Annotated in this window: 11 protein-coding genes; all 11 read right to left on the reverse strand. The window is 60.8% G+C overall.

All coding sequences use genetic code 11. From position 1 onward, the window contains the following. Nucleotides 1-75 precede the first annotated feature (75 nt). The 11 genes from ACTQVX_RS04075 to dnaB all read right to left on the reverse strand — a co-directional run bounded on the left by ACTQVX_RS04075 (nt 76) and on the right by dnaB (nt 15,664). On the reverse strand, nt 76-492 hold the full coding sequence (locus ACTQVX_RS04075) for a molybdenum cofactor biosynthesis protein MoaE (RefSeq protein ID WP_441560300.1): 417 nt from the start codon (nt 490-492) through the stop codon (nt 76-78). A gap of 143 nt (nt 493-635) precedes the next feature. Then, on the reverse strand, nt 636-1,328 hold the full coding sequence (locus ACTQVX_RS04080) for a class B sortase (protein WP_441041468.1): 693 nt from the start codon (nt 1,326-1,328) through the stop codon (nt 636-638). Between the two features lie 354 nt (nt 1,329-1,682). Then, the gene (purE, locus tag ACTQVX_RS04085; protein WP_373575402.1) at nt 1,683-2,147 is read right to left on the reverse strand and encodes a 5-(carboxyamino)imidazole ribonucleotide mutase; all 465 of its coding nucleotides are present in this window, start codon (nt 2,145-2,147) and stop codon (nt 1,683-1,685) included. Nucleotides 2,148-2,736: 589 nt separating this feature from the next. Continuing rightward, the gene (gene carB, locus ACTQVX_RS04090; RefSeq protein WP_441560302.1) at nt 2,737-6,051 is read right to left on the reverse strand and encodes a carbamoyl-phosphate synthase large subunit; all 3,315 of its coding nucleotides are present in this window, start codon (nt 6,049-6,051) and stop codon (nt 2,737-2,739) included. Nucleotide 6,052: 1 nt separating this feature from the next. Continuing rightward, entirely contained in the window at nt 6,053-7,498 is a 1,446-nt protein-coding gene (gene carA, locus ACTQVX_RS04095) for a glutamine-hydrolyzing carbamoyl-phosphate synthase small subunit (RefSeq protein ID WP_441560304.1), read from the reverse strand. A 410-nt stretch (nt 7,499-7,908) separates the two neighbouring features. Continuing rightward, complete coding sequence (locus ACTQVX_RS04100) at nt 7,909-8,874, reverse strand: hypothetical protein (RefSeq protein WP_154516741.1); 966 nt, start codon at nt 8,872-8,874, stop codon at nt 7,909-7,911. Nucleotides 8,875-8,893: 19 nt separating this feature from the next. Continuing rightward, nucleotides 8,894-10,663, reverse strand: a complete 1,770-nt coding sequence (locus ACTQVX_RS04105; protein WP_441033473.1) for an ABC transporter ATP-binding protein — start codon at nt 10,661-10,663, stop codon at nt 8,894-8,896. 82 nt (nt 10,664-10,745) lie between these two features. Further along, nucleotides 10,746-11,441, reverse strand: coding sequence for an NUDIX domain-containing protein (locus ACTQVX_RS04110; protein ID WP_441033470.1), 696 nt, complete (start codon nt 11,439-11,441; stop codon nt 10,746-10,748). Between the two features lie 21 nt (nt 11,442-11,462). Beyond that, complete coding sequence (gene purD / locus ACTQVX_RS04115; protein ID WP_154516747.1) at nt 11,463-12,767, reverse strand: phosphoribosylamine--glycine ligase; 1,305 nt, start codon at nt 12,765-12,767, stop codon at nt 11,463-11,465. A 120-nt stretch (nt 12,768-12,887) separates the two neighbouring features. Further along, nucleotides 12,888-14,174, reverse strand: coding sequence for an adenylosuccinate synthase (locus ACTQVX_RS04120; RefSeq protein ID WP_427717940.1), 1,287 nt, complete (start codon nt 14,172-14,174; stop codon nt 12,888-12,890). A gap of 92 nt (nt 14,175-14,266) precedes the next feature. Then, complete coding sequence (dnaB, locus tag ACTQVX_RS04125) at nt 14,267-15,664, reverse strand: replicative DNA helicase (RefSeq protein WP_427718155.1); 1,398 nt, start codon at nt 15,662-15,664, stop codon at nt 14,267-14,269. Nucleotides 15,665-15,676 lie beyond the last annotated feature (12 nt).

Below are 15,676 nucleotides of genomic sequence, written 5' to 3' on the forward strand. Positions count from 1 at the left end.
CAAAGCCCGCTGGCAGATCTACATGAACTGCCAGCGGACTTTTGCTATAGACGTACACGGGTTGCCGGCTAGGCGTTACGCTTCGCGCTCGACCTCGCTCACGCACTCGTTCTTGATAGTGCCGACGAGCGCCTGCAGGGCATCGACCACATGCGGGCGAATGTCTCCGCCAATGAGCACGAGCATGATATCGTCGCCCACGGCAAGCTCGCCGCTCGCCAGCCATACGCGCACATAGCCGATACCCGGCATCGCGCGCGTTGACTCGATAGCGGCCTGCACCTTTTCGGCATCGAAGCCAAACACCATGCCGCCCACCTTGTGGCCCGGCGCCACGCCATCGGTCTCGACACCGCGCGCCTCGGACTTGGGTGTCGCACGCACCACGCCATTGTGCGTCAGGTACATGCCACACGCCGGCGCCGAAGCGTCGGCCTTGGCTTCGCGCAGCCACGCATCGACCGAAGGCATCAATTTGCCGCTTTCAAGCATCGCTTCCCCTTTTTTCCGTCGTCGAGTAGCTAATTTGGGACGGGGCTCTTTTAGCTACCGCGGGCATGCAGAATGATTTTGCTGGGTTAGGTGACTGGGGTAGCTAAAAGAGCCCCGTCCCAAATTAGCTACTCTCGAACCACTTATTCCTCGACCGGTGTGAGCACCATGACGGCGCGCGTATTGCTAAATGACAGTGAGCGGCAGGTCACAAGCGTTACAACCTTAGTTGCCGAGGCAGCACGGTCGGTCGCATCGTTTGCCACGGCCGAGGCGCCATCGAGCATCTCGGACAGATAATTCGTCAGCCCGTCGTCGCCCTCAAAGTTGGTCGCGCGCGCCTTGGCATACGTATCCTCAACCACCTTGGTCGCCAGCGGTCTCAGCTTATACGTACCGTCGCGCGTAATGTAGTACACATACTCGATGCTATCGAACTTTGCCTGGTCGGTTGTGTCCGAAATAATGTTGAACATCGAGCCGTCGTTCATATGATGGCCATAGATCGTGGTCTGCTGGTCCACCATACCGGGGGCCGTATCGTCGCAGTCCAGGAAAATTGCACCGGAAGCGTTGGATGTACCGTCAAACAACGTGTTGAGGTACTTGGAGTTATTGTTGGCCTGAACCACCGGATAATTGATAGTAGTATCCGGAACGTAAATCCAGCCGACAATCTCGGGGTTCGTCTGCGCAAGGGCATCAAAATCAACGACGGGGATGCCGCTGCCATCCTTATCGCTCACATATTGTTTCTCGATCTTTGCATACGAGTCGCTTGCCTGTTTGTAGCCAATTTGCGCATTGATGTAGATAGCCGCTGCGGCAACAATCAATCCGATTCCGACAATGATGAGCAAGATAGGGAAAATCGACCGACGTTTTTTGCGCGGCTGTTGGACATGTCCCGCCGAGTCCTTATGGGCCGGTGGCGTAGTACGCTGCGGCGATTTCGCCGTGCTATACGCCGAAGGACGGTATGCGGCAGGCGTATTCTGGTGCTGGCGGCGCTGCCCTGTCGGCACCACGGGGCGTGGGGCACGGGCATGCTGGGGAGAGGATGCCCGACCCTGCTGAGGCGCACGGCTGTCAGCGGGCTTTGAAGGGTCGGGGATTTGAGAGGACCTAAAACGTTTTCCCTGATAGTCGGACATAACTCTCCTTATGGCACAAAAGGAATGGTGGCGATCTTACGCGTCAGCCATCTCCTGTTTCATTTTCTCAATGACCGTACGATACTCGGGGTCGCAAGCGCCCAGAATCTGTGTGGCGTAGATAGCGGCGTTCTTGGCGCCGTTGATGGCAACACAGGCTACGGGCACGCCCGAAGGCATTTGCACCATCGACAACAGCGAATCCATGCCGCCCAGGTCACTCGTCTTCATAGGAACACCGATAACCGGCAGCGGCGTAAAGGCAGCCACGACACCGCCCAAGTGAGCGGCCTTGCCGGCGGCGGCGATAATCACCTTGATACCGCGATCGGCAGCAGTCGAAGCCCACTCGTGAACCTTCGCCGGCGTGCGGTGCGCGCTTGCGATCACGAGCTCATAGGGCACGCCCAGCGCCTCGAGCTCGGCGGTGCAGCCTTCCATAACGCCCAGATCGGACTTGGAGCCCATGATGATCCCGACAACCGGCTTCTGATCTGCCATAAATAAAGACCTCCTGTTGAGAGCGGTGACGCGGCGAATCCGCGACCCTTAACTACTGAGAGTAGTATAGCCGCTCCCGTCCCTGCGGTCTGTGGGTGCTCTGCAGCGGCCCGGTGTTTTCATCTTCACTCCGGTTGCTACGCAAAGTCGTTCAGATGAAAACACCGGGCCGCCGCAGAGCACCTTCGACCTACCGGGAATTGCCATGACGTACGTTGGCTGAAATAATGAGCTTCCCTTGCTTCGCAAAGTCGCTCAGCTAAATAACCCAGCCCGCCGCGGGGCACCCGGGGACCTACCGGATATTGCCATGACGTACGTTGGCTGATTTGGTTTGGAATGGGAGGTTGACGAGGCTGAAAGTCCCTCCTACATAACGTGGGCGCCGTCGTTCGAATGAACGACGGCGCCCACACTCAATTTTATTCAGCCCCAGTCATCGCGCAAAGCCCCTTCTGCAGCACACGGTGCAGCAAAGTCACCGCAGGCCGGGGCGGGAGGGGCCGAGTTTCCTCCTGAGCGACTCTGCTTGCAGCCGGAGCGAAAGGGGGAAATCTCAGCCCCTCCCGCCCCGGCCGACCAGGTCACATTACACCGTGTACTGCGGCAGGTCCTGCAGGGCGATGACGTCCATGCCCATGTCGTTGGCGCTGCCGTGGCCCTGCTGGTCCTCGCGCACAGCCTCGATGGCGCTCACATACGTGTTGGCGGCAGACATCGCCGTCACGCAGGTCACGCCACGACGGACGGCCTCGGTGCGCAGCAGATAGCCGTCGCCGCGCGAACCCGGACCGTACGGCGTGTTGATGATCACCGCGATCTTGCCGTCGGCAATCAGGTCGCCGATGTTGGGACGCTCGCCGTCGTGCGGGCCGCTGATCTTCTCCACAATCTCGCACGTCACGTTGCCGCCGCGCAGCACGCGCGCCGTACCCTCGGTAGAGCAGATGTCAAAGCCCAGATAGCGCAGGATACGGGCGACCGAAAGGATATGGCGCTTATCGCGATCGCACACGCTAATGAACACCTTGCCGGCGCTCGGATCGGGCAGTTTGTAGTCAATCGCCAGCTGTGTCTTGGCGTATGCCTCGGGATAGCTCTTGGCGACACCCATGACCTCGCCCGTCGACTTCATCTCGGGCCCCAGGATAACGTCGGCTCCCGGGAAACGACCCCAGGGCATAACGGCTTCCTTCATGCAGAAGCAGTCCAGCTGGCGCTCGTCGCTCGGCAGGCCCAGGCTCGCGATGGAATCGCCCGCCATGATGCGCGCCGCGCACTTGGCCAGCGGCACGCCGGTGGCCTTGGAGATAAACGGCACGGTACGGCTGGCACGCGGGTTGGCCTCGATCACGTAGACGGTCTCGCCCTTGATGGCATACTGCACATTGACCAGGCCGCGGACTCCCAGCGCCATCGCGATGCGGCGCGTGGTCTCGCGGAGCTTCGCCTGCAGACTCTCGCTAAAGCTAAACGGCGGAATGCAAGTCGCGGAGTCACCGGAGTGGATACCGGCCTCCTCGATATGCTCCAGAATACCGCCGATGTAGACCTCCTCGCCGTCGCACAGGGCATCGACATCGGACTCGATCGCGCCCTCCAGGAAGCGGTCGAGGTACACCGGGTAGTCGGGGCTAATGCGAGCAGCCTCGGCCATGTAATCGTGCAGATGCTCGGCATCGTAGGCGATCATCATGCCGCGGCCGCCCAACACATAGCTCGGACGAACCAGCAGCGGGTAGCCGATATGCGCGGCCACAGCCTCGGCCTCCTCAAACGAGGTGGCCTGACCCGCCGGCGGGTACATAATGCCCAGCTTGTCGAGCAGGGCGGCAAAGCGCTCGCGGTCCTCGGCAAAATCGATGGCATCGGGCTTAGTACCCATGATGTTCACGCCGCTCTCCTCGAGCATGCGCGCCAGCTTAAGCGGGGTCTGGCCGCCGAGCGTCACCACGACGCCGTCGGGGCGCTCAACATCGATAACGTCCATGACGTCCTCGTAGGTGAGCGGCTCAAAGTACAGACGATCGGACGTGTCGTAGTCGGTCGAGACGGTCTCGGGGTTGCAGTTGACCATGATGGTCTCGAAGCCACGGGCCGCCAGCGCGTAGCTCGCGTGCACGCAGCAGTAGTCAAACTCGATACCCTGGCCGATACGGTTGGGGCCGGCACCCAGAATCATCGCCTTGGGTTTGCTTGCCGGCGTGGTCTCGTCGGGGGCGACGCACTTCTTGGCGACCGGGCTCGTGCGGTAGATGTTTTCGTAGGTCTTGTAGTGATACTCCGTGGCACTCGAGAACTCAGCAGCGCAGGTGTCGACCGTCTTCATGCTGGGAACCACGCCCAGACCCTTACGGTAAGCGCGAACAAAGCGCTCGTCCGAGCCGGTCAGCGCGGCAATCTCGGCATCGCTCGTGCCATACTGCTTGAGCAGGCGCATCGCGTCGGCGTCGATGTCCTCCACGCGCAGGCCGCGAATGCTCTCCTGGACCTGCACCATATCGTTGATACGGTTGAGATACCAAGGATCGATACCGCAAATGGCATGGATGCGCGCGACATCCCAGCCACGACGCAGGGCCTCGACCACAAAGAAGATGCGGTGCTCAGTCGGGGTGCCCACGGCCTGAGCGAGCTCGTCGTCGCTCAGCTTATCGGCACCTTCCTTGCCACCAGCGCAAATGCCCTGATGCCCGTCCTCCAGCGAGCGCATGGCCTTACCAAAGGCCTCCTCAAAGGTGCGGCCGATCGCCATGATCTCGCCCACGGCTTTCATGCGCGTTGTGAGCGTGGGGTCGGTACCCTTGAACTTCTCAAAGGCAAAGCGCGGCACCTTGACCACACAGTAGTCGATCGTGGGCTCAAAGCAGGCAGGCGTGGCTTTGGTGATGTCGTTGACGATCTCGTCGAGCGTGTAGCCCACGGCCAGGCGAGCGGCGGCCTTGGCGATGGGGAAGCCCGTGGCCTTGGAGGCCAGTGCGGACGAACGGCTCACGCGCGGGTTCATCTCGATGACGATCAGGCGACCGGTCTGCGGGTTCACGGCAAACTGCACGTTGGAGCCACCGGTCTCGACGCCGATCTTCTCCAGAATGGCGAGCGAGGCGACACGCATGCGCTGATACTCAAGGTCGGAGAGGGTCTGCGCCGGCGCCACGGTGATGGAGTCGCCGGTATGCACGCCCATGGGGTCGAGGTTCTCGATGGAGCACACGATGATGCCGTTGCCGGCGTGGTCGCGCATGACCTCCATCTCGTACTCTTTCCAACCCTCGATGGACTCCTCGACCAGCACCTCGTGGGCGGGCGAGAGCTCAAGGCCCTGGCTCACGATGGAGACGAGCTCCTCGTGGGTGTGCGCGATGCCGCCGCCGGCGCCGCCCAGGGTAAAGCTCGGGCGCAGCACGCAGGGATATCCCACGCGCTCGGCGATGGCCTCGGCGTCGGCCACGCTGTAGGCATAGCCCGAGCGCGCGACCTCCAGGCCGATCTCGGCCATGGCCTCGTTAAAGAGCTTGCGGTCCTCGCCGCGCTCGATGGCGGCAAGGTCGCAGCCGATCATCTCGACGCCGTACTGGTCGAGCGTGCCGTCCTTTGCCAGCTCGACGGCGGCGTTCAGACCGGTCTGGCCGCCCAGCGTGGGCAGCAGCGCGTCCGGGCGCTCCTTCTTGATCACGCGCTCGATAAATTCGGCGGTGATGGGCTCGACATAGGTGCGGTCGGCCAGGCCCGGGTCGGTCATGATGGTCGCCGGGTTGGAGTTGACCAGGATGACCTCAAAGCCATCCTCCTTGAGCACCTTGCAGGCCTGGGCGCCGGAGTAATCGAACTCGCAGGCCTGGCCAATGACGATGGGGCCCGAGCCAATGACGAGGATACGCTTGATGTCAGTACGCTTAGGCATGTTAGTTCTCCTCGGTCTCGGTCGTGGCGGAACCATTGTCGGCAAAGTTCCAGCCCTGCAGGCGGTCCTTCGCGGTGTCGATGTCCAGGTAGTTCTCCTCGCCGTCCATGAGTCGCGTAAAGGCGGTAAAGAGATAGTGGGCGTCGGTGGGGCCGGGCGAGGCCTCGGGGTGGTACTGGACCGAGAAGCACGGGGCGTCGAGCAGCTGAATGCCCTCGGCGGTGCCGTCGTTGAGGTTCACGTGCGTCAGGCGAATGCGGCCAAAGCGCTCGTTCATCACGACGGGCGCGATACCACGGCGCACCCAGACGCGCAGATCGCCGTCGGCCGCATGCTCGGTCTCGCCGCCCGAAAGTTCGGGGACAAGCTTGCCCAAGCTGGGGAACAGCAGGCCAAAGCCATGGTTTTGCGCGGTAATTTCCACGCGGCGGCTGACCAGGTTCATAACCGGCTGGTTACCGCCACGGTGACCGAATTTGAGTTTTTCCATCTGGGCGCCGCATGCCAAGCTGATCATCTGGTGACCCAGGCAAATGCCAAAGACGGGCACCTTGCCGATCAGCTGCTGCGCCTGCTCGTAGGTCTCTACCACGGCATCGGGGTCGCCGGGACCGTTGGACAAAAAGACGCCATCGGGATTCATATCGAGTACCTGACGCGCGGGTGTATCCCACGGCACGACGGTGAGGTCGCAGCCAGCACGGACCAGACCCTCCAGGATGCCACGCTTGACACCGCAGTCGTACGCGACCACGTTGTGGCGGGCGGGAGCGGGGGCCGCAAGCGCAAAGCCATGCTCGGCGGGCAGATCGCTTCCGGCGAACGGATGGGGCGCAGGGCAGCTCACGGTCTTGACCAGGTTCTCCCCCACCAGCGTGGGAGCAGAGGCCAAGCGCTCGGCAAGCTCGTCGATGTCGAGGACCTCGGTCGAGATAATGCCCATCTTGGAGCCATTGTCGCGCAGGTGGCGCACCAGGGCTCGGGTGTCGACGCCCTCGATAGCGACGATGCCGTGTGCGCGCAGGTACTCCGGCACGCTGACGGCCGAGCGCCAGTTAGAAGGCGTGGCACACATGTCGCGCACGATCATGCCGCGCATGGCGGGAGCACTCGCAGGGCGTACGTCATCGCCGGGGAAGGCGGACTGGACATCGGTCTCGTCGATGCCATAGTTGCCAATCTGCGAATAGGTCATGGTAACGATCTGGCCAGCATAGCTCGGGTCGGTCATAACCTCAAAGTAACCCTCGAGTGAAGTATTGAAGCAGACTTCGCCGGTCGCGGTGCCCTCGGCACCACATGCACGGCCATAAAAAATGGTCCCATCCTCAAGGTACAGGATGCAGGGACCGCAAGCACCCTTGCTGGTTTTGGCCAGCATGCGCTGGCACAGTTCGCTGGGCGCGATGGTGCGGGCGGCAGCGCCCGCAATATGGTTGTTCGCCATAGTTCTCCTTCCCGGTCTCTCGGGACCGGCTTAAAGGTGTGTAGTTAGGCCTCGCGGTATTCTAACCGTAAGTATGCCTTATGGCGTTAATTACATAGAATTGTTTACAAAATGATAATTATGACTTCTTATGCATAATGATTTTTCTGGGACGGGATTAAAAAATCATTCTGAAAGCAGAGCTTTGTCGCTGAGTAGTCAATTTGGGACGGGGCTATTTTAGCTACCCCGTCCGTCAATCAACCTAACCGTCGTGCCACCAGCCGGGGTAGCTAAAATAGCCCCGTCCCAAATTGACTACTCGCCAACCGCATACATGACAGAATAATTTTTTAATCCCCGTCCCAGAAAAATCGTCCCGCGTGGGCTTGCGGCTCACGCGGGATGTCATCATTCTATGTGGCTGCGGACTACTTTTGCTTGTCCTGCTCAAGTAATTCGGACGGGGTGCGGCCAAGCTTGCCGCCACGGAAAATCTCGCGGCCGTGCAGGCGGTGCTCCAGATCACGTTCGGCCTTTTCCTCGTCAATCTTAGTCTGGCTCACCGCCGGGTCCTCGATGAGCGACGATACCGAGTTCACCTGTTTCTGAATACGCTCGGCAATGGTGTCATCCATGCTCACGATACGCATCTTCCAGTCGATATTGGTGGCGTTGGAAGAGCTCTTGGTCCAGACGAACGTCATGATGGCACTCTGGTGGCCCTGGGCGGGAAACATGCCAAAGAAGGAATCATGCTGAATCCTGCTGTCCTCGTCGATATAGGCGTGGACGTTATACACCACACGGTCAATCTTGTCGTTGAGCAGGGCATTGGTTGCGAGCGCCGCCGCCTGAATCTGACCGTTGGACAGCAACTCGAGTTCATTGGCAGAAGACGTGTCCAGCACCGTCACCTCAACCGTGCCCGTACCCTCGTCGGCCTCGTCGACGGTAAAATCGAGCGGGAACTGCGTAAAGCCGTTGCCCCATTCAAGTCCACCTTTGAGCGCGGTCGAAACGGTATCCACCGAAACGCTCTCGGAGAGGTTCGCGGTGTTCAGGCGTCGCATCACGCCGTAGCCGATCTGCATGCCCACAATCAGCACCAGGATGCCGATAACCACGGCCATGGCAGTTTTCGTAATGGTATGGCTCACCTGCGAACCCGAAGGATCGTCCTCGGACAGCGGGTCGATATGTTTTGCCTGGCTCGCGCGATCCTCGCTGCGCAGCCGCGCCAGTGTCGCCTTGTCACCGCGTTTGACGGCAGACTCTTTCTCGCGCATGCGCTCGGTACGCTTTTTGGCGAGTGTAGGATCCAAGACGCCGGATGCATCGATTTCGGAGAATAACTCCGTCACTTCTTCCGGAGTCAGATGGTTCTTATCAGCCATAACCTTCCTGTCATATCAATCAGTCGAGCTCGTGCGCACGCGCACCTTCGAACTGCATTCGATAGTAACGGGCATAAGTGCCGCCACGGGCGAGAAGCTCCTCGTGCGTGCCACGTTCCACAACGCGACCATGCTCAACGGTCGCAATCTCGTCGGCATGCTTGATGGTCGAGAGACGGTGAGCGATGATGATCGTGGTGCGGCCGCGCGCCAAGCGCTCGAGCGACTCCTGCACCGCCTCCTCGCTCTCGTTATCCAGAGCACTGGTCGCCTCATCCAAAATAAGGATCTTGGGATTTTTGAGAAACACGCGCGCGATGGCGACGCGCTGCTTTTGACCACCAGAAAGACGGCTGCCGCGCTCGCCCACCACGGTGTCGTAGCCCTGCGGAAGCGACTCGATAAAAGCATCGATGTTGGCGCGATGGGCCGCCTCGGCGATTTCTTCTGCCGTGGCGCCCGGCTTGCCATAGGCGATGTTCTCGCCAATCGTTCCGTCGAACAGATAGACATCTTGCTGCACCAGGCCGATGGATTGGCGCAGGCTACGCTGCGTCACGTCGCGCACATCCTGGCCGTCAATGCTAATGGAGCCGGCGGCGACGTCGTAAAAGCGCGGCAACAGCGAACAAGTCGTTGATTTGCCGCCGCCCGAGGGACCAACCAAAGCGATGGTTTGACCGGGCTTAATGGACAGATCCATATGGTCGATAACGGGACGCGTCCCGTCGCCCGCGCCCAGCTCGACATCCTCGTAGCTAAAGCACACGTCGCGATACTCAACAGCGCCGGCCGTCACCTGCAGATCCGCAGCACCCGGCTTATCCTGAATATCGGGGACAGTCGAGAGCACCTCGTCCATGCGCCTAAAGCCGGCGATGGCTTTCTGGTACGTCTCGGCCGAATTGACGAGCGTCTCAAGCGGCGTGCAGAACAGCGAAATGTAGAGCGCGAAGGTTGCCATATCGACCGCCTGCAGCTGACCTTGGGCAACGAGCCAACCGCCCAGCAGCACCACGATCACATAGAGCACGCCCGAGAGCAGACCATACGTCGCGGTGTAGACGCCCATGGCGTGATACATGTTTTCCTTGGACGAAAGGTAGCGATCGTTAGAGGCACGGAACTTAGAGCGTTCGGTCTGCTCATTGGCAAAGCTTTTGACCACACGCATGCCCGCCAGCGAATCCTGCAGCTGCGCATTGATGCCGCTGATCTTTTTGCGGTTATCGCTAAAGACCTCGCGCATGCGCATATTCTGCCAAAACATAATGACCGCGAACACCGCCGTCACCACGGCCATGGCGAGCGCGAGCACCGGCGCAATGGTAAACAGAATCACAAACGAGCCAATGATCTCGATACCGCAAATAATGATCCATTCGGGCACGTGGTGCGCCGCCTCGCAGATATCGAACAGGTCGTTGACCACGCGGCTCATCATGTCACCCGAGCTGTTGCGATCAAAGTACGCAAAGCTAAAACGCTCGTACTGATCGAACAAGTCCTCGCGCATCTTGGACTCCATGCGCGCGCCCATCACGTGGCCCCAATAGCTCACAAAGTAGCGGCAGGCGCAGCGGGTGGCATACATCAGCACCAGTCCCACCGCGACCATACCGAGCGCCTGCATAATGGCAGTCTGGCCCTGGGTAAACAGCCCGCCGCACAGATTGCGCAGGATAATGGGAAACGCCAGGTCAATGGCGGCGAGCACCAGGGCGCAAATGGTATCGGCAACAAAAAGCCCCATCTGGGGCTTGTAGTAAGACAGAAAACGCTTCAGCATGTGATCCTCAAAGAAATATCAGCAACATAAGACCCTGGGACAAAGCAATCAGTAGTACTTGTCCCAGGGCTATCCCCACTCGTTACAGCTCAGAACCACCAAGGCGGTGCGCGATGCTGTCGCAGGCAAGTGCGCCCACGACGGTCTTGGCATCCTCGATCTTGCCGTCGAGCACGGCATCGATCAGCTCGTGCAGCGGCACCAGGTCAACGTTGACAAACTCGTCATCGTCGGGGTTGGGCGCATCGAACTCGAGTTTGGTGGCCAGGTAGATGTGAATAATCTCGTCGCAAAAACCGCAGGTCGTGACAATCGACGTTAAAAAGCGAATGCGCCCGGCCTTAAAGCCCGTCTCCTCATGCAGCTCGCGCCTGGCACAATCGAGCGGGTCCTCGCCTGGGTCGAGCTTGCCGGCGGGAATCTCAACCGTCACGCGGTCGATGGCGGTGCGGTACTGACGCACCAGTACGATCTTGCCGCTCTCGGTCAGCGCCACAACGGCCGCCGCACCCGGATGGCGAACGATATCGCGGGCGCTGCGGTGACCGTTGGGCAGCTCAACCTCAAGACGGTGGACGTCGAGGATCTTGCCCTTCCAGGCGCACTCCTCCGAAAGAATCTTCTCGTGCAGCTCGGCATCGTGCGGGTCGTCGTCGCCCAGCACCAGCGCCGGCTCGTCAGCGACCTCGCCACCAGGCTCGCCCTCGGCGTGCCCATACATGTGGCTGTCCTCTTCGACGATTTGCGCGTCCACGAGCTCTTCGTTCTTCTCGTCCATCCGTCTCATTCCTCTCGGATTTTAAGCATCCCAGGCGTCGCGGCCGCGCAGCGCGCGCAGGCCAATGTCGTGACGCAGGGTCTTGCCCTCAAAATCGATCTTCTCGCAAGCCTCGTAGGCAAGGTTGCGAGCGTTCTCGAACGTGTCGCCCAGCGCGGTCACGGCGAGCACGCGGCCGCCGTTGGTCACGAGCTGGCCGTCCACCACGGCGGTGCCGGCGTGATACACGGTCACGTTCTCCATGGCCTCGGCATCCTCGATGCCGGTGATTACCTTGCCCTTCTCGTAGCTGCCGGGATAACCCGCGCTCGTCAGGACAACGGCCACCGCCCACTCGTCACGCCAATCGAGCTCAATCTGGTCGAGCTCGCAGTTAGCGCAGGCAAGCATGACCTCGACCAGGTCGTTCTTAAGGCGCGGCAGTACGACCTGCGTCTCGGGGTCGCCAAAGCGGGCGTTAAACTCCAGCACCTTGGGGCCGGCGGGGGTAAGCATAAAGCCGCCGTACAGGCAGCCACGGTAATCGATGCCCTCGGCGGCGAGCTCGGCCACGGTCTGCTCCATGACCTTCACCATGGTGGCGTGCTCCTCGTCGGTCACGATGGGCACCGGGCTGTAGACGCCCATGCCGCCCGTGTTGGGACCAAGGTCGCCCTCAAGCGCGCGCTTGTGGTCCTGCGAGGTGGCCATGGGGCGCACGGTCTTGCCGTCGGTAAAGGCCAGCAGCGAGCACTCGGGGCCAACGAGCATCTCCTCGATAACCACGGTGTTGCCGGCATCGCCAAAGGTGCCGCCAAAGCACTCGCGCACGGCCTCTTCGGCCTGCGAAAGCTCGGTTGCCACAATAACGCCCTTGCCCGCGGCAAGACCGTCGGCCTTCACGACCAGCGGAGCGCCCTGCTCGCGCACATAGGCGAGAGCCGAAGCCTCGTCGGTAAACGAGCCGTAGGCGGCCGTCGGAATGCCCGCGCGCTCCATGAGCTGCTTGGAGAACAGTTTAGAGCCCTCCATCTGGGCGCCCTCGGCACCCGGGCCAAAGCAGGGAATACCCGCCGCGCGCACGGCGTCGGCCACGCCCGCCACGAGCGGAGCCTCGGGGCCAATCACCACGAGTCCGCATCCGTGGCTCTGTGCAAACGCCGCCACGGCAGCAGGATCGCAATCGTCGAGAACCACGTTCTCGCCGCAGCTCGCGGTGCCGCCGTTGCCCGGGGCGATGTAGAGCTTGCCGGCGCGCGGTGATGCCGCGAGCTTGGCTGCCAAAGCATGCTCGCGGCCGCCGCTGCCCAACAACAGGATGTCGATGGTTTGAGTGTCCGCCTTCAAGGGTGCCTCCTCTATGGATTAACGGCCCGTCAACCATGCGGGCCCATTACAAGCAAATATACCCCTCGGCCGCCCGTCCGGGCTGCGAAGGGGTATATCGCAATAACCAAATAACGCCGATTACTTCCAGAATCGGTTGATGATCTGCTCGCGGCCGGCGCCAACACCGACAAACGTCACGCGCGTGTGCGCCAGATCCTCGACAAATGCCACGTAGTCCTGAGCCTCCTGCGGCAGCTCCTCAAAGCTGCGGCAGCCGGTGATATCGCACTTCCAGCCAGGAAGCTCCTCGTAGATGGGCTTGGCATGCTCAAAGCGCACCTGGTGCTCGGGCACGCTGGTGTAGCGCTCGCCGTCGACGTCATAGGCCACGCACACCTTAATGGTGTCGAAGACCGAAAGCACGTCGAGCTTGGTCAGGGCGATGTCGGTAAGACCGTTGACGCGCGAGGCGTAGTTGGCGATGGGACCGTCAAACCAGCCGCAGCGACGACGGCGACCGGTAGTCACGCCGTACTCATAGCCCTCCTCGGTCAGCGTATGGCCGGCCTCGGACTCGTAGGAAAGCTCAGTGGGCATGGGGCCTGCACCGACGCGGGTGATGTAGGCCTTCATGACGCCCAGCACGCGGTCGACGTTTTTCATGCCAACACCAGAACCGGTGATCGCTCCGCCGGCGGTGCAGTTGGAAGACGTGACAAACGGATAGGTGCCGTGGTCGATATCGAGCAATGTTGCCTGGGCGCCCTCAAAGAGCAGGGTCTTGCCCTCATCGATCATGTTGTTGAGCAGCAGGCTCGTCTCGGTGATGTACGGGCGCAGGCGCTCGGCCATGGGCAGGTACTCTTCACAGATCTGGTCCACGGTGTAGGTGGGCAGGCCGTAAAGCAGCTCGAGCTCGGGATTCACGCGGGCAAGAGCGGTTTCCAGCTTGTCGCGGAAGAGCTCCTCGTCCAGCATGTCCTGCATACGAAGGCCAATACGAGCCATCTTGTCCTGATAGCACGGGCCAATGCCGCGCTTGGTGGTACCGATGCTCTTCTTGCCGAGCTTCTGCTCAAAGGCGCCGTCCAGGTCGACGTGATACGGCATGATCACGTGTGCGTTGCCGCTGATCTTGAGGTTCTTGGTGGTGATGCCATCGGCCTCGAACATGTCGATCTCCTCAAGGACAACCTTGGGGTTGACGACGCAGCCGTTGCCAATCACCGACACGTGGTCGGCGTACATGATGCCGGAGGGCACCTGGTGCAGGCCGTACTTCTTGCCGTTGACAACGATGGTGTGGCCGGCGTTGTTGCCGCCCGAATAGCGCACGACGGCATCGAAGTCGCCGGCGATCAGGTCGCAGATCTTACCCTTGCCCTCATCGCCCCACTGGGCACCGACCAAAACGGTTGACGGCATGTTTACTCCTTACATACATGGACTGTCTGCGCGCCACACGGCGGGCAGAAGCACAAAACATTCCCAGTATACCCGTGCAACGGGCGCCTGTCCTACTCCTCGGTATGCACCCCATCAAGCTCATAGAACTTGGTAGACGCCGGCAGAAACATCAGGTCGACGTCACCGATCGGGCCCGAACGGTTCTTGGCCACGACAATACGCGTGACGCCCTCGTCAGGTCGGTCGTCGCGCGAGGCCTCAGCCTCGTCGGCGGAACGGTCCAAGAACATGACGATATCGGCGTCCTGCTCGATGGAGCCCGATTCGCGCAGGTCGGAAAGCTGCGGGCGCTTGCCGGTACGGGATTCGACCTGACGCGACAGCTGAGACAGCGCGATCAGCGGAATCTTGAGTTCCTTGGCCATAATCTTTAAGCCACGCGACATCTCGGAGACCTCGACGGTGCGGCTCTCGGAACGGCGTCCCGGCGGAGGACTCACCAGCTGCAGGTAGTCCAAGATAATGATGGCCTTCTCCTTGTTGTGGAGCATGCGGCGGCTCTTGGCGCGAATCTCGGTCACCGTGGTGCCGGGCGTATCGTCAATCAGAATATCGAGCTTGGACAAGGTCTGCGTGGCCTCGTTGATATTGGCCCACTGCTCGGGGCTAATGCGACCCATGCGAAAATCACTGATCGAAATCATGGCATAGGCGCAAATCAGGCGCTGGGCAATTTCCTTGCCCGACATCTCCAGCGAGAAAAAGCCGACGGTGTAGCCCGCAGCGGCGGCATTGAGCGCCAGGTTTAGAGCGAACGAGGTCTTACCCACGGCGGGGCGGGCGCCGATAATGATGAGCTGGCCCTCGCGGAAGCCCATAAGCATGCGGTCGAGTGACGGGAAGCCCGTGGGAACGCCCGCTGCCTGGCCACCGGCCTGGCACACTTCCTCGGCCTCGTTATAGGCCTCGACCATAAACTCGGTCAGTGTCTTGTAGCTCGACTTAACCTCGCGCGCCGTAACCTTGAGCAGCTTGCTCTCGGCCAGCTCCACGACCTCTTTGGTATCGGTGGGGGCGTTATAGGCCAGCGCGTTAATCTCGTTGGTGGCGCCAATCAGCTCACGCAGCATCGAGTCGCGACGAACGATGGCGGCATGGTGCTGCCAGTTGACGAGCGACAGGGTCTGACCCATCAGCTCCAAAATGTACGCCTCGCCGCCCACGGCATCGAGCTTGTTGATGCTTCGCAGGTAATCGATCAGCGAGATGGAGTCGATGGGAATGCGACTGTTGTACATATCGACCATCGCGGTATAGATGGTCTTATGAATGGGCCGGTAGAAATCATCGGGCTGCAGCTCGACCTGGGCTTCTTCGACCACTTCGGGCGATAGCAGCATGGCGGCCAGTACGTTGGCCTCTGCATCTTGGTTTTGGGGGAGACCCAACTTGGAGCCGCGGTCCTCGACCGTCAGCCATGTCTCCCTATCGTCATATGCCATGAGCATCCTCATTCATAT

The sequence above is a fragment of the Collinsella sp. LCP19S3_A6 genome (genome assembly GCF_052122015.1).
In the GTDB taxonomy this organism is placed as follows: domain Bacteria; phylum Actinomycetota; class Coriobacteriia; order Coriobacteriales; family Coriobacteriaceae; genus Collinsella.

Bases quoted from the DNA above. Each gene is read 5' to 3' on its own strand.
- ACTQVX_RS04075 (WP_441560300.1), bottom strand. From the start codon at position 492: ATGCTTGAAAGCGGCAAATTGATGCCTTCGGTCGATGCGTGGCTGCGC.
- purE (WP_373575402.1), bottom strand. From the start codon at position 2,147: ATGGCAGATCAGAAGCCGGTTGTCGGGATCATCATGGGCTCCAAGTCC.
- carB (WP_441560302.1), bottom strand. From the start codon at position 6,051: ATGCCTAAGCGTACTGACATCAAGCGTATCCTCGTCATTGGCTCGGGC.
- carA (WP_441560304.1), bottom strand. From the start codon at position 7,498: ATGGCGAACAACCATATTGCGGGCGCTGCCGCCCGCACCATCGCGCCC.
- ACTQVX_RS04100 (WP_154516741.1), bottom strand. From the start codon at position 8,874: ATGGCTGATAAGAACCATCTGACTCCGGAAGAAGTGACGGAGTTATTC.
- ACTQVX_RS04105 (WP_441033473.1), bottom strand. From the start codon at position 10,663: ATGCTGAAGCGTTTTCTGTCTTACTACAAGCCCCAGATGGGGCTTTTT.
- ACTQVX_RS04110 (WP_441033470.1), bottom strand. From the start codon at position 11,441: ATGGACGAGAAGAACGAAGAGCTCGTGGACGCGCAAATCGTCGAAGAG.
- ACTQVX_RS04120 (WP_427717940.1), bottom strand. From the start codon at position 14,174: ATGCCGTCAACCGTTTTGGTCGGTGCCCAGTGGGGCGATGAGGGCAAG.
- dnaB (WP_427718155.1), bottom strand. From the start codon at position 15,664: ATGCTCATGGCATATGACGATAGGGAGACATGGCTGACGGTCGAGGAC.